General features: G+C 47.4%; 11 protein-coding genes. All 11 read right to left on the bottom strand.

Going from position 1 to position 15,553, the window contains the following annotated elements; translation table 11 throughout:
* Positions 1-86: 86 nt before the first annotated feature.
* Positions 87-3,878, bottom strand: coding sequence for a conjugal transfer protein TraG N-terminal domain-containing protein (locus tag AC6I8J_RS22545; protein ID WP_497825978.1), 3,792 nt, complete (start codon positions 3,876-3,878; stop codon positions 87-89).
* Entirely contained in the window at positions 3,875-5,260 is a 1,386-nt protein-coding gene (locus AC6I8J_RS22540; protein ID WP_497825977.1) for a conjugal transfer protein TraH, read from the bottom strand. Before AC6I8J_RS22540 ends, AC6I8J_RS22545 begins: the two co-directional genes overlap by 4 nt.
* The gene (gene traF, locus AC6I8J_RS22535; RefSeq protein ID WP_497825976.1) at positions 5,257-5,739 is read right to left on the bottom strand and encodes a conjugal transfer protein TraF; all 483 of its coding nucleotides are present in this window, start codon (positions 5,737-5,739) and stop codon (positions 5,257-5,259) included. The genes AC6I8J_RS22540 and traF overlap by 4 nt, the downstream gene beginning before the upstream one ends.
* Entirely contained in the window at positions 5,736-6,584 is an 849-nt protein-coding gene (locus AC6I8J_RS22530) for a conjugal transfer protein TraF (protein ID WP_346530309.1), read from the bottom strand. Before AC6I8J_RS22530 ends, traF begins: the two co-directional genes overlap by 4 nt.
* A gap of 49 nt (positions 6,585-6,633) precedes the next feature.
* The gene (locus tag AC6I8J_RS22525; protein WP_497825975.1) at positions 6,634-7,098 is read right to left on the bottom strand and encodes a S26 family signal peptidase; all 465 of its coding nucleotides are present in this window, start codon (positions 7,096-7,098) and stop codon (positions 6,634-6,636) included.
* Positions 7,098-7,838 carry a type-F conjugative transfer system pilin assembly protein TrbC gene (locus tag AC6I8J_RS22520; RefSeq protein WP_497825974.1) on the bottom strand — a complete coding sequence of 247 codons (741 nt, stop codon included), beginning with the start codon at positions 7,836-7,838 and terminating at the stop codon, positions 7,098-7,100. Before AC6I8J_RS22520 ends, AC6I8J_RS22525 begins: the two co-directional genes overlap by 1 nt.
* Positions 7,835-8,257 carry a hypothetical protein gene (locus AC6I8J_RS22515; protein ID WP_497825973.1) on the bottom strand — a complete coding sequence of 141 codons (423 nt, stop codon included), beginning with the start codon at positions 8,255-8,257 and terminating at the stop codon, positions 7,835-7,837. Before AC6I8J_RS22515 ends, AC6I8J_RS22520 begins: the two co-directional genes overlap by 4 nt.
* A gap of 30 nt (positions 8,258-8,287) precedes the next feature.
* Positions 8,288-9,877 carry a TraU family protein gene (locus AC6I8J_RS22510; RefSeq protein WP_497825972.1) on the bottom strand — a complete coding sequence of 530 codons (1,590 nt, stop codon included), beginning with the start codon at positions 9,875-9,877 and terminating at the stop codon, positions 8,288-8,290.
* Positions 9,878-10,013: 136 nt separating this feature from the next.
* Entirely contained in the window at positions 10,014-11,633 is a 1,620-nt protein-coding gene (traN, locus tag AC6I8J_RS22505; protein WP_497825971.1) for a conjugal transfer protein TraN, read from the bottom strand.
* 61 nt (positions 11,634-11,694) lie between these two features.
* Complete coding sequence (locus AC6I8J_RS22500) at positions 11,695-13,731, bottom strand: conjugal transfer protein TraN (RefSeq protein ID WP_497825970.1); 2,037 nt, start codon at positions 13,729-13,731, stop codon at positions 11,695-11,697.
* Positions 13,712-15,553: TraG/VirB4 family ATPase (locus AC6I8J_RS22495; protein WP_497825969.1), on the bottom strand; the 1,842-nt coding region annotated here is incomplete at its 5' end. The genes AC6I8J_RS22500 and AC6I8J_RS22495, both read right to left, overlap by 20 nt.

The following is a 15,553-nucleotide window of genomic DNA, read 5'->3' as shown; positions in this document are numbered from 1 at the left end:
TTAGCCATAAATAAGTTTTAGCATGAATTCAGTACGGTGGCAAATAATACTGTTTTTTTAAACAGCCCATCCTTGGGCTTCAGGTATTATTTGGGAGCCTTTGGATTATCTTTTGATGAACCTGCAATGGGGATACCGGCTGAAGCTGTGCCAGTATTTACAGGTGGATGTGCGCCTGTATCATCATGACTGCTTACCTCTGTTGATTCGCCCTCACCTGTATCTGACTTTTTAACCCGGACAATGGTCTGCACATTGGGTGGCGTATACTCTGGTGCGCGAGATTCATTCGTTGATGAATTTGCCCTTTCCTGGCTTACCTGTTCAGTTACCTGTTCTGACGCAGTTCTTACCGCCCCGTTTTGTTGCTGACGCCATAGATATTCCTGCGCCGATATCATCTGAGTTTCTCCCTTTTCATTTGTAGGGATGACCGGTGCGGTTGGTCTGTCATTAATGTTATTCTTTTCGTTCCACGATTCATTGAACTTATTTTGACGGGTAGACAGACCTGATTCCATTGAATCAGAGTTTGCAGTCCGTAAATTCTGTCCGTAGTAATTAGCAAATTCACGGGCCGTATAATCATCTACGTAATTCTGTTTAGCATTGCCCTGAAGACCCAGTGCATTCGCCTCACGCAGCCCTGCCGCCTGCATTGCCTGAGCTTCATTCAGATAAGCACCATACATAGCATTGGTTCTCTCAGTATCTGTGTCAGTATGGGACGCATTCGCTCCAGCACTTGCGCCGAACAAACCACCTGCCCCACTTTTGCCAGCATTAACTCCACCTGAAATGCTTGTTGACGTATTGCCTTCATTTGATGCTGAGCGAATTGAAGACATATTTCTGGCGGCTTCATTTGCCAGCACTTCCGGTGCAGAACCCGGACGGTTTGCGTTACTCTGCTTGATAAGTCCCAGCACACTCTCCGGATCTTGAAGCACAGTGCGGCCACTGTTGTCACCGCCTGTATCAATGCCTTTGTTAACCGAATAACTACTGTCGTCTTTGGACGAATTATCTTTAGAGGTGCTGTGGCCGCTGTGGACAGACCCTGTGGAGGCAAGTTCACCATTCGCATTACGGGCAAGAGCAAGGTCAACTTTGGCCGCTCCTTCATCCGGTACACTTGCTGCCTGTTTGGTATCGATTAGGCCGCTTTCCTTAAGCGCTTTTGCCTGTGCAGCATTAACGGCCAGATGTACACCTGATCCGGTTTCTGCTGCTGCGAGTTGCTGATCGCCCCCGAGCGGTTTACTGAGTTCATTGAACTGGCTCTGTCCTGCAATGCCGCGTTCTGTACTGATTTCGCCGCCGCGCTCAAAGTGCTGTTTAGTTTCAATCCCATTTTCGGCAAGCGCTTTCTGTTCGCCGGTATTCTGCGCCAGGTGTTTGGTTGCATCATACGCGGCTGTATCTTCAACGGCTTTACCATCACCGTTATGTGCTCTGAGGGCACCGGCAGTCTGTGCGCCATTCGCATCAGACAGATCTCTCCGTGCTTCGCTTTCGGTTTTAAGCGGCACCCCGTTCTCGTCGCGCTGCTGAAGAGTATTAACCAGATCTGCCTGACGCTGCATATCAACCGCATGCTGTTTAGTCTGCTCCGTCTGCATCGCCGCAACGCCGCTCTCAATACCGCCGTTACCGCCAAATGCATTATGCAACGAATCTGCATGGCCTTTGCTTTCAGCACTGCCTGTACTTGCAACGTAGCTTTCGCGGGACTGTACATTTGCGAGACTGCCACCGGCTGCATCAAGAATACCTTGAGAATGCCCGAGGTCAGATGACTGGTTGACGCTTGTTTTCTTAGCTGTCATATCAGTAACAGAGAGGCCGGCCGCATTTGCTGCCTGCTGAGTGCCGACAGATGTACCAATCTCGGTCTGACGCTCCGTGCCGTGGACCTGCTTTTGTTGCTTATGCAGATTAGCAAGATTGCCACCCGCATTAGCAATGTTTGACTGTGCATCGGCAGTCTGCATCACGCCTGAAGCCGAACTTGTTACCCTGGCCTGTTCGCCAACGCTTAAGTTAGCAGCACCCGCCGATTCAATTTGACCAAGAGCGTTGCCTGTTTCGTGCTGCGCACTGGTCCTTGATGCGATAGCCGCACTTTCAGCGCCAGACATATTCGGTGATGCTGTTTCGTAACCGCTAACCTCACCAACCTGTCTGCCTCCCTGTACTTGCCCTATTCTCTGTGCTGCGGTTTCAACACTGCCATTACCCAAGCCCTGTATCTGGGCACTGGAAGCGCTTATATCTTTCATTTGTCCCAGCATGCTTGTATTTGACATTGCATCAATGCCTGCTGTGTTCAGAACCTGCTGAGTTGCTATACCGCCGCTGATATCATTGATTAGGTGGCCGCGACCTTCAGGTGTAAGTGTTTTGTCACCGACTTCGTTACTGATACGGTCAAGGTTCGACAGTGCACGTTGACCGAAAGCGCTCAGGCCAAAGGCACTGACGCCAAAAATACCTGCAACCAGAGTGGCAATCTGTACGGCGCTTGTACGTGCAGATCCCATAACAGACATCGCTTTCATGGCAGCGGTAGGCGCAAGCTGCATTGAGTCAATACCCAGACCATAATTTTTGACTTCATTCATGACGGTCAGGATTTCGTCTGTACTGGCCTGCAAAAGCATAACGTCTGCGATCTGCCAGGTCGTTATGAAGACCCACAGACCGAATAACAGAGTCAGTGCCTTTGTCATCAGTGGAGTGAAAACAAGTAAAAGAAGCATTGGAGTGATAGCGAGAATAATTGCCAGCACTGCGGCCATTATCGTAGACATCCACTCTGGGTTAGTCATGGCATCGGCTAATCCGCTGTTCATCATCGAGCGATTAGCTACCATTGAAGCCGCAACTTCAGGGTTGTTTTCTATAAGCGCATCAGTGATACCTTGTGATACCAGAACGTTACTCATGATGCTGTTCAGGGAGAGCGTGCTTGACCCGAAAATAGTCTGAATTGAGCTTTCAAGGCGGTTTTTGCAATCGACGTATTGTGAACTGTCAGAGACCGCGTAGCCACTTTTGACACAGATATCCCTTAGTCGTGCATCATAGGCTGAGGGATCGCCTAACGCACCTTTCAGAGAGGTATACGATTGATCGCAAGTGACAGTTGCACCGCCTGGATTTGAACTGCTGTACCAGACAGTGTAAGCCGCCTGATTACGTAATGGACTCAATGCTGTTACTACATCAAGGGCATTCGCCCCTGACTTGACTGTGCGGGGGTCAAAACCTCGCGACTCTGCTATGGGTTCGCATTGCCTCCAGAGTGCTTTAACGTTATCTGTCAGATACGGGTCAAACGGTGCTCCGTTCCGCGAAACAACGTTCATGAGCATTTTTATCGCCATGCCCTCCCCCGTAAAACGGACAGTTGAAGCCGTATCACGATTAGAGAAATCTACAAATGCCTGATATACGGAGTTCGTTAACCTGGCTGTCACGGTAATGAAGTCAGGAATCCCACTGACGGCCTGATACTGGTTTCGGGATTGATCATAAATGTAAACGGTCCCTTTGGGCTGTACCAAACCGACATAGAACAGTGTTCCCATGACCGCCATAGCAAGCCATCCCATTCCCATCTGCGCTTTGCCAGTTTCAAGATACTCGATCCCGTTTTTGGCGCTTTTGGTCAGCAGCGCTGCGGCAACACCCATAAAAACAAACGCAGATATCAGCATGGTGTACTGATTATCGTTGAATATGAGCTTCAGCCGGGTGAAAGCATTCACGATAGTTTCAAATCCGCCCATCACAACATAATCAGTGTCAAAGGCGAATGCAGCGGGGCTTAGCCCCGCCAGAACGGTGAACAGTAGTAGATTCTTTTTAATCATTTCAGGTTTGCTCCCGCCCAATCGCGACCGCGCTGCCGCTCATCTTTTTCAAATGACTGACTGAAGTCTTTATTCAGCATGTAGGATTGCAGGCGGCTGTTATAAGCCTGCTCAACCTTACCGCTGGCATCGCGCGCCTGCTTGATGAGGTCATCAAACTTGGCTACAGCCGGTTTGAATAAGTCCATACGGCATGGCTTCGAACCGGCATTCGGATCGGAAAGAGGCATTGAAACCATTTCATTCACCTTATCGAAGGTGTTTTGTGTATTGCGGTAAAGGTCGGTGAAAATGAAATACGTGTAATTAAGGCCAACAAGCTCTGACAGAGTGCCAAGCATTACGTCGCTTTCGCCGCGCACTACTGCTTCCTTAAGGATGGAATAGATGGGCATATTGGTATTCTTGATAAATGCCTGGTCATCTGTTGATAACGGCTGCGATGCCTTGATGTGGTCCACGATGCTTTGCATTTTCTGATACACAACCGTGCGAACCGGGCGGGAGCCAGAAGGTACACATTGTTTATCTTGCGTTTTAATGTAAACGCGACCGTTAAGCATATCGTCCAGGCTGTATTTCTGGTTCTGAGGGCATGCAGTTACGGTTACGGCCATAGGGATCTTGTTGTTGGATTTAGCGTCAATCCAGACGTCACCAAGGTAGCCTCGGATAGTGTCAGCGTAATCCCCCATCCCAACCTTATCAGCGGCGCGTTGCACGATTGAACCATTACGCATGAGGTCGCGGAAATCAGCAGGACAACCGGCAATCATTTCATTCAGGTTCGCAATTGGGTTGTCGTTGTTCGCTTTAATTTTGCTTGTTGTATCAGACCACATGCGATCAGCAGCTTCATTCAGGTTTTTTGTGCCGGTCATTTCGGTCCAAAGCCCCTTCAGCGCTTCTGGATCTTGATCGACCATAGCCGTTGCGATTGGCTTAGCCATAGCACACTCATTAAGCTGAATGCCGTTAAGAAAGTTAGTTATTTGCTCTATCTTCCCAAGCGTATCAGCACATTCCTTGCACATGGTTTTCAATGCCATATCGAATGCAACATAGGGTGCCGCCTGCATTGCTCGTTGCGCCTTTTCAACAAGGTAATCCGGGTCCAGGAAAGAGTACCCACCCAAAAAGCCGTCAATGCCGCCACAGCCGACTGATAAACGAGGCGGTGAAATTGTTACGGGATAGTCTGTGCTGCTTGTTGTTCTGGCGGTAAACCCGCCCATCGTGTAGTAGCCACGCTTCTGTGATTCAAAACTGCTTGGTGAGTCATATACAGCATTATCGAACCACTTATCCGCCCAGTTAGCGGCTAAAGATGGAAATGAGCTAACAGCAAGCGTTGCTGCAAATAACAGTTTTGCCAGATTCATTGTTGCGCTCCGTTATAGGTTGTTGACTGCCCCTGCATCACAAGGCTGTTAAGTTCTTGCGCTGGGGCTTCACCGTTAAGAACGCGGGTAATGCCATAAACGCTGCTAACAAGCGATTCAGCATCCGCAAATCCGTAAGAAACGGGTTGCCATGATCGCGAATCCATATCGTGTTTAATGAGCACAATGGTTGGGGTGTTTGTGATGTTGAATTTTGTACGTACTTCTGGCTGGCGACGAATATCAACTTCTTTTATGTACCATCCCGTGCGGTGACCGAACGCCGAAATAATTGGCTGCTCTTTTGCACAATACGGGCATCCTTCCTGAACGAAATAGAGCAAGGCATAGCGGTTGCTCTGACCAGCCAGCTTATCAAGCATGGATGCAACAGGTTTCAATGGCAGAGAGGCCAAAGCCGGGATTGCAGCGCTGAGGCCAATTACTCCGGCAACAAATTGACGGCGAGATATGATCATGGTGTGGCATCCTGTGCTGGATTGTTTAATCGTTTCAGAGGGTCAAAGAAACCGCCTTGCTGTTTTTCGCTGGTAAAGAACTGGCGTGGATCTGTTTCACCGTTAAGCAGTCGTGTCATGTTGTAAACGCTGGTACGAAGGTTATCGAGCGAGTCAACGCCGACTGATACGGGCATCCATTTATCAGACACATTCTTTTTAATCAGCACTGTCACAGGCGCACGGTCGATCCTGAACTTGGCTCGTGCTTCAGGATGCGCTTTGATATCAATTTGCTTGATGTACCACCCTGTTTCGCGCTGGAAGTTTTCTAAAATATGCGACTGCTGAGTGCATAAACCGCAGTCAGGCTCGGTAAAGAAGAACAGTGCGTAGGCATCAGCATTACGGGAAAGGTTTGCGCTGACTGAAGCTTCACGTTCGCGCTTCTTCTCTGCCGTACCTGGATTGGTAATAGGGTAATCCTGCGCCGCGTTGTATTGCGGATTTTCCAGCATCACGTAACCAGTGAGGTTGGTATAAGCCGCAGCCTTGCGGCGTGCCGCGTCCTGCACTTTGTAATAGTCGAGAACTGCTTCAGGAGTAAGCTTAAAGACAGCATAGTCACGGGTTTCATCAAGTAACGCCTGTATATCTTTCGGATGCATTTTAAAAAGCGCATCGGAAGACGGAACAACCGGGCGAGGATGCTTTTCTTCTTCTTTCACCTCATCAGGCTTCTTTGGCGTTTCGTACCAGAACAGACCGTGTTTTGGTGTATTTGGCTGTTCATCCTGCCCGACACTCGCTTGTGTTGAGCTACATAGCAACGTCATCATCACGAAGCTGAGTAGTTTTAGTTTCATCGTTATTACCTGTTGGTCAGGGTATGAAAAGTTGCGCATGCGCAAACATTCAAAAGATCGGCGTCAGCCGTTCGGCTGTGCTTATTTCCATAAATCCCCAGTAACGGCTGTCATAGCTGTTATCGGTATCACCTACAGCAAAGGCTTTTCCTTTAGGAATAACGCCGGTGAATGAGAAAACAGGCAGGGGTGTTCCGGTTGAGTCCTCGACGGCGGCAATCGCTATTTCGGTGCCATCGCAATAAAATTGACGATTCAGCTTGCTCAGATACTGCCCTTCCATGCAGCCCAGCCGTTTAACCAGGTGCGTTTCGCCTTCAGGCAGATAGGTATCGTTATGCTCAAACAACATATAATCATTCTGCGCTGAAGGGATGCCACCCGACCGCCAGAGCACCCTGTATTTAATGCTGTGCGTTGCAGGGAGCAGAATGTGATTCATTGTGTATGAACCAATACCCATGCAGATAAGTAGCACTGCGACACTGAGAGATTTTCTGTCTTCCGTTTTCATCAGGCTTTTTCCAGTTTTTTAATCAATGCCTGTACTTTCTCGTCAGGATTAAGCTGATTCATGCGATTCAGCATGCCTTTGAGGGAAGCGTCACCATAAATAACGGAGGAGGCGCGGTTGATGTTTTCCAGACCATCGCAATAGCTTTGAATATGCATATTTGGCTGATAGATGAGGGCAGGAACCTGATTTATTCCGTATACGCGGAAAATTACCGGGTCAATAAGCATTTGAGTTCCCCACATCTTGCAATTCGCTCCTTCACAAGTGGGATCAGCACGCAGCGCATCGTGGGTCAACTTCATAGTAGCGCCTATCTTACTGATGCCACCCACTGCGCCCCGCAGTACCATAACCCCATTTACTTTAGCGAGGTCGCGAGCGTAATTACGCAACGTCTGAATAGGCATGCTACTGGAAACAAACAACACAACCTGATCTGATACAAGCTCAGGTCCTTTTTCTGAATCACTATTCTCGTCTAAACCGGCTGTTTTATAGACCTGCGATTTAAGCGCGTTTTGTTTCTGTCGAAAATCAGTGCTGCTTGAATAGTCGGAAATTTTTCTCGCCATTTCTTCCGCATGCTTAATATCGAAATCTGTCAGCTTTTCACCCTGGCTTTTAACCGCGTCTTGTGCTGATTTCATCATTTCAGGCGTAATGGAAATGTTGCTGCCAGAGGCATAGACGCCAAATGAAGCAGCCAGAGCTAAAGCTATAATAGATTTATTATTCATGACATCTTTCCCGGTTGGTATGAGCTATCTGAAATACTGAAACAGGCGGAAAATAGCGTCAGTAAATTACCCAACAGTGCCGAAAAGGAAATTGCCCCCATAAAATCTGATTCATCCCAATCAATTCGGTCATTAAGTAAAAACGCTTTCATGCAAAAATAGGCAGTCATGATAAATAACGGCCCTGATATTCCCACTACTAACGACAAGGCAGTTTCGAAATTACTGCTTCCCCACCACAGGAAAAAACCAAGAAAAACGCCCGTTAATACATAAAACCTGATAAATAATAAATCCTCACTAAGTACAGTCGTCTTCATTAGGACATATATAGATGTCAGGAATGCGTAATAAAAAGCCAGTGGAAACAGGACATAAAACACAGTCCTGTTTTGAGTGTCAGAAAGATGGATTCTCATAAATTTCCTTTTTTGCGCATGCGCAACAAGTCAGCCCTGGTAGCGAATACAGCAGTCTTTCTTTTCAAACATCATCCACATGAAGTTATCTTTGCGCGGATTGTGTTTCATGCTGTCCCAGAGCAAGCCTTCACGCCCAATCGGGACACACGCTGATGCACGGGTCGGGCGCATCATCTGAAGCTTGAAGCGGTCTTTACGCCAGATAGGTGCAAGTTCGCGGTAGCACCCGTCTTCAGAGGTATTCCATAGCAGGCCCAGCCTTCCCATCATGAAAATGGTTCGCGCGGCGATACCGGCGTTCGCTTCTACGTAGTCTGTGCTCGTAATGGCACCCGAAAGCGGGTATGCATTGCCCCATGATCCCATGCACCAGAACAGCAGGTTATTAGGCATCCCATAAGTGGCGAGCGCCGCATCAGCCGAGCAGGTAATTGTGGAGATTGGATTAGCGAAAAGTACGGCTTCAGGGTTGATGATCAGACTCAGAATGTCGTTATTCCACTGAGGTAGAATCTCAGTCATCATTGCAACGTCATAACCTTCATCGTCCAGGCAGGGAATGTCATAAAACATGTTCAAAATTTTCCACGCAGGAAAAATGTAATAGTGCGCTTGCTGGAAGGCGCGTTTTGACGTGTTGTTTTCATTCAGTCCACCTGAAAGAGTCCCTGGAACGGGCGTGTTCAGCGCGACACCCAGCGGCATCATGCAGTAAGGATCACTGACAGTGTCGATAATGCGTTTCGGCTCCCAGAATGAGGTCCGTAGGCCAAGCGTTGCGATGGTGCCGCCTTTACAGATGCATATAGGGCTATTAGTAGAGGAAGGGTTTTCTTCACCATTCACGATCTGAACACCGGCTATGCGCATTGGAAAAATACAACTCCAGCCAATATCAGTGACAGGGTTTATAAACTGACTGTTGCATTCAGCGTGCGCTGGAGTAACCAGGGAGTTGAGCATCGAGGTAAGTAATGCGTCGCCTGCACCTGTAACATCGCTTCCAAGAGCACGAAGGAGTGCGGTAGAACGCAGTTTCTGAGGGTTCCAGGCAAACTCCTGAATGACAAGATGAGCACCTTCCTGATGGACAATAGAAGGAGTTGCCCGGATATCCAGACGTTTTCTTGCCGAGTCATCGAGGATAAACGCAGTGCGGCCAATAGCTTTACCCTTGGTGATCACATCGCCGTGCGTGAAGAGGATCATGTCTGTGTCATTGACGTGGTCCTTTAACCAGTCTTCCTGTCCAGGAGAAATGACAACGATACGCTGCGGCAACTTAACGTATGTCAGCGGGTTAAAGGTGTACCCTTTTGGATAGAGAATGCGCCCCTCCTTATCCGGCACGTCTACTGTGGAAGTGTAAAATGGTATAAAGGTTCGAGTGCTGTCCTGCTGGGCTGTAGGAAGGCGAACACCTTTAAATGCACCCCATTCATCACGATTTTTGTTAAGCTCTTTTTCCCAGTTGACACCGGCTACCCGGTTCTGTACTTCGGTAAGTGCATCCGGTTCATCAATTGAATAAACCTGGCCGATCACGTCTTGCGAGGCGCTTACGTAGCTGCTGACGCTTAGCAGCAATGCAGCTATGCGAACATTGAATGTGGTCATTATCAATCCATCCTGTGATACATATTAGTATCATAAGATAAAATTGATTTAGTTGATAGGCGTGTTTTTAATTAATGATATCAGGAAAAAATATGCATAAATCAAACGCCCGATAGGACGGGCGTTTGTATGTGGCTTAGTTGGTTTTGTCGTAAAAACTTTGCGTTATCGTCGTGACGTTCTGTTGTATCTCTGCTGTGGCCGCCTTAACCATTGTCTGAACGTACTCATCCAGATTGATTTTACTAAAGTCAAGGTTCTGAAATTCTTCAGGTGTAAAACCGCGACATTGAGGTGATTGAGGCGTTCCCCAGCCGTTGAACGTCTTAAGCTGTGGTCTGCCCTGTTCCTGTATAATTCGGGCAAGTATGCTGTTATAGCAACAGTAAGTTTTGGCTTTCTGTACACACCCAAGTAGAGGAACCTTTTTCTTGCAGTATGTCCCTATTTCATGACACATGCCGGAATCGGCCTCCATAGCGGTCTCCATAGACATCTGATCGCAGGCTTTCATCAGATACTGCATAACGAAGTGAACAGCAATGGCTATAGCGATGGTAGCAGGGTTCATGGTTGCCATCATGGCGTTAACGAATGCATCAGCGGCCATTGTAGATGCCACGGCCACATCAGCGGTCGCCTGCATTGCTACTGTATAATACAAATAGGCTTCCTGTGCCGCTCCATAGACGTCCTTAACAACACTCGCAGCCTGAAGTACAGTCGTATATGGACCAGCATCATCGGAGTAAACTTTCCCCTCACTTTTACAGCAGTTTTTAAATGCCGTGCTTACTCCTGCTAACTTGCAGTCAGAGCCTCGCCCATTGAAGATGAAGACCTGATCAAGACATACTCCCTCGTCATTCTTTTTCCCATCGTCAACAAGTTGAGTACCATCTACGTTGCCTTCATCAAATGGTTTATTTTTATCAATATCGATACAGGACGCATTTCCAAGAGGGCAAACAATAGATTGCTCAGTCTTGGAGCAGGTATCGTTTTGAAGTGAGTAACCCGATGGACATGAGACAGTCTCAGTTGTTGTGGAGGTTTTTACGCACGTACCGTTCACATTTACATAGCCCGGAAAACATACGTATACCGCATCTACGGAGACTTCCTGCGAGCACTGTTCTCCTGCCGGTGTCCAGCCAGGATCGCAGTATTTATTAGTGTAAGGAACTATCCAACCATTGCTGATGTAACGATCCATAGCAGGATCACATTTTGTCCAGTTCCCGTTCATGAAGCCACAGCGCTCACCATTAGAAAGGCTGTCATAATGAGCTTGAGTATCAATGCACCATGCCTGGGTATCGAAGTATTTCTTGGACGAGAAAATCAGTGCGTATATAGAGTGCGAAGGATCGCTACATGTGTATTCTTGCGTGTTCCCTTTAGCCGGTTGGTAGTAATGCACGGTACATCTTGCGCCATTCTGCGTATAGCCTGACGGGCATGATAAGGTCGGCGATGAAGTTTCCTGTCTCGTACACGTACTGCCATTTCGGGTATATCCCGCAGGGCAAGAGTGCGTTGCTCCTACGGTGAGAATATTAGTTCTATTAAGGCACGTTGCATACTCACCCTCTGAATCAAACGAACCATCGCCATTTTTATCTATACCACAGGCAAAACTAGGATTAGGCGTATCAACTGCATATGAAATTGGGATATACACAAAAACGGAGAAATAAGTGCATATGAGAGTCAGGCTCAATATTCGCTTAAAAAATTCCATGATTTTTTCCATAAAAGGTAGCCCCTTAATGATACTAAAAAGTATCATTAAGGGGTAAATAAAAAAGAATTTGCTATTTTTTCCCTTTACTACCGTCCGGGTTTTTCTTCTCCCCCGAACTACAAATCATGTCCTGACCCGCCTGGCGCATCGTCTGCATGATTGCAGCAGCTTCTGCAAATTCATTCATGCACTGACATGCCTTAACTACTTGCTCACCCGCCTCAGCAGGGCACTGATTGCTGGTATCGCATTCATGGTAGTAGTAGTTGTACTGGACGTTTGCCCCGGTACGCGTTTTATCGGTCGTGCCGCTAACCGTCATGTCAGGCGTCTCCTTAACCTTCCGCGTTTTGCATACGTTGGTACAGTCTCCAACAGTTGGCATTTTCGGCCAGAAAAGTTCACCGGCACCATAGGACACATTGCCATTAGAAAACATTTTGTCTTTGTAATCGCCGGGCGTAACCGTCTTATCGATATAGGCTTTTCGCTCGATAATATTGTCAAAGTTATAAGCCGTTTTCTTATTACAGCGGTAGGTTCTTTTCTTAGTGAACCAAGGGCGTTGAACCACGATTGAACAGAAATTGCCGGTCAGCGTCTGGGTAGGCTTGATCGCAGTGAGGCCGGTATTAATGCCGCCACTAAACGTGGTCACGCCATCTACGTTTTCATCAACAAGGTGGCAACCATCATCTTGCTCATAGACCGCGCAGGTATTAACTGTGCGCTCCTGCCCTTCTTTGCAGGACAAATCGGCTTTGATGCGCACAAGTGCATACCCCTCGCCGTCTCCTGAAACTTCCACACGGATTTTAAACTGTATTGGCCCTGCCTGATTGAAATGCTGCCTGAAATCCAGGTTAGGGCTTACGTTCCAGCTTGTGCTCAATTCACACTTACCCGGCACTGGACCGGCATCGTTCCATGTCCCGTAAGGACCGTTCCATACGACCTTGTCATCTTTCCAGACCTGCATCCAGTCATCAAACTGCGCATTAACAAGCGTGGCGCTGGCGATTCGCGAAGGGTCTTTCAAAATGAAGTTTGACTTCACCTCAAAGTATTTGCAGCTTCCACTCCAGTAATCATTTCCCTGTTTACCCAAAATTAACTGAAGACAATCATTTCCGCAGGACTGCACAGAGCCTTCACCACCGTCGAACTGAATGATATCGGTAAGCTTTGGTTCATCGAGTGGAACTATGCGGTTTACTTCACAGCTTTTCAGGTCATAGGACTCATCCGGGTTGAAGCTCCCGCCTACAATTGCCTGATAAGCCTTGCTCGACTGCTTTTGTGCATTGGCATCATTGCTCATCTGATTTGCGTTTGAGTTGTATTTAAGGGCTGTCTGACCGCTGCTGCTGTTAAAGAAACCATCACTGTCATTCATGGCGCATGCGCCACCATCGCCGCCGGTGAAAGTGGCTGTGACACCATCCACGCTGACTGCGCTGACCGCAAAGAATGGATTTACTTTAGCCAGTGCCTGTGTTGCGCCTCCCCCCAAATCACTCAGTATTTGCCCCATATTGCGCCAGGCGAGACTGCTGCCGCACTGGTTGTTGATGCAGTAACAACCGCCAAGGTCTGTCATTGCCACGCGCTGCCTTCCAAGTTGGTAGGTTTTGCTGTCTGCAATCCAGCCCCATGAGGTGCAGGTCGTAGTTTCATTAGGATTTGAACAGGTCATAAACCCATTGCTGCATACAGCCGATACGTCATAGTTGGGTGAATAAACGGTATCTAGTTTTCCATCCATATTTGCATCCTGCATGATGTTCAAAATGCGCAAATCACCATTTCCCATAGGCTGACCAATGACCTTGAGAAACTCAGACGAACCTTTGCACATCACCTGACCGTTGAACTCGGTTTTACCGTCTAGTGTCTTCATCTTCGTTTCACCGACCACGGGCCGGATTTGGCTGGAATTGAGCGAAGATGCCGAGTTAGTCTGACCCTTTACGGTATTGCTTAGTGATGAGGCGATATCAGAGCTTTTATTGATGTCGGCCTCATTGACTGCAACTTTTTGCGCATGCGCAACAAAAAGGGGGAGCGCAAGCGCCCCCACAATGACATTACGCAGCAGGAAATTCATGAACATCCCCTTTGGCCGCGTTCAGTTGTTTACGAATCTGGTCGGGTATTTCAATTCCAGAAAGTCGTGACAGGGCTTCTACCGGCTCCATGCCATCGTTTACGAGCTTGTTATAGGCGGCAACGTCTTTACCGTCTGATGTATTGACCCAATAGCGCCACTGATCGACACACAGCCTCGCCACGCCCATTCCGAGAGGGCTATCAATAAACATTTCACCGTAGCGCGGCCTGACGTTCTTAATGCTGTTGATTAGCTTTAAGGGGAAACCACTTGTAATGCCTGGAAGTGCTTTTAGGTCTGCGGCTTCGGAATACATTTTGGACTCAAGATAATAACGCCAAGGCGCATTAGCTTTAGCAACGTTACCCAGACCAGGTAATTCAGCAAGATCTAGTGCTGACTGTAAGACAATACCGAATGCCCCTCGATATTTACGTGCTCGTCGATACCCTTCTTCAGCCATACTTGAAAATCCATCCATAGAAATATTTCCGACTTTTTTTACCATAGAGGCTATTTCTTCAAACAAAATTATGCTCGGACGTGAACGGTCTGAAAGGTACAAGTCCTGCGTAATGCTGTTCATCACTTGCATCATCATTGGGAAAAATAGTTGCTTTACGCTGCGTAGCTTTTCCATATCCACACAAACAAATTCATCGTCTTTGATACTGAATTGCGAGGGGCCGACCATGAATTTTTCATAAGCCCCCCCCGTTCCAAAGTTGCGTAATAGGTAAGCCAACGATTTTGCTTTTAGTTCTATACCAGGAAAATCAGTCTCATCATCTCTTTGATAACCACGAGAATTAAGGAATTCAATAATGAAGTCCGTTCCACGCATATGGTCACCCTTAGCATGTGCAGCAACACAAGCTTGGTTCAAAAGGTTAGCCTCTAGCTCATCAATTGCTTGACCTGTAAATGAGTAGGCTGCGGAACCAAAAATGATTTGTGCCATAGATATGTTTTGAGCAAAGTCTTCATCATCGAGTGATATAAAATCCAGAGGATTCATGCATAATGGCTTCTTCAAATTGAAGTCAATAAAACGCCCTTTTCGAATATGAGTGAGTTTTTTATAGGATTCACCAAGGTCAGCAATACGAACTTTCGCGCCGGTAGATGCGTAACTATCTACAAGGTCGTTCAGAGAGAACGACTTACCTCCACCTGTCTCAGCCACTACATAAAAGTTATGTGAATTAGCGCGTTTATCAAACATGTTCAGAGTAACCATCTGCCCTTTACGCCCCTGATACACCTGAACAGGATCACCACCGCCTCTGAAGTCACTTTGCACGGGCAGAAAGCGCGTAATATTCTCGTAATCGAGATAATAGTAGCGATCAATGTTTATGAGGTTCTGGTCAATGTGGTAGAGGCCAAAAGGCAAGCCATGAATAAACATTGTTTGTGCAAGCTTGGTCTCTTTCATCAACTTAAAATCTTTAGCGTCCCAGAGCTTTATCGCCTGAGCCGTTGCGCTTCGAACTTCAGCAGGGGTATCACCGAAAACCATCAACTGCGGGATTATGTACGCATAGTTACCGCCGTTTGCCATGGTTTTTTGCATGCTCGAAAATTCATTGATGCGTGCATTAAGTGCGTGAGCGAGTCCGGCCCCTACTTTTTGAAACATTGTCTGAGTGGCTTTACTGCCAATCTCACTCTTCAAATCGTCATATACGATAGTCAGCGTGTATAAGTGCGGATATTTAATCTGGTTCATGTCGTCCATGACGCCCATAAACCCGCCAAGAAGTTCATTGGTACGTAATGGATCATTTTTCTTCTGTGGCACTTCATTGGGATAAAG

This window comes from Pantoea sp. X-Soil-ISGK-355, assembly GCF_059730805.1.
This window is presented reverse-complemented; position numbering and strand designations above follow the sequence as displayed.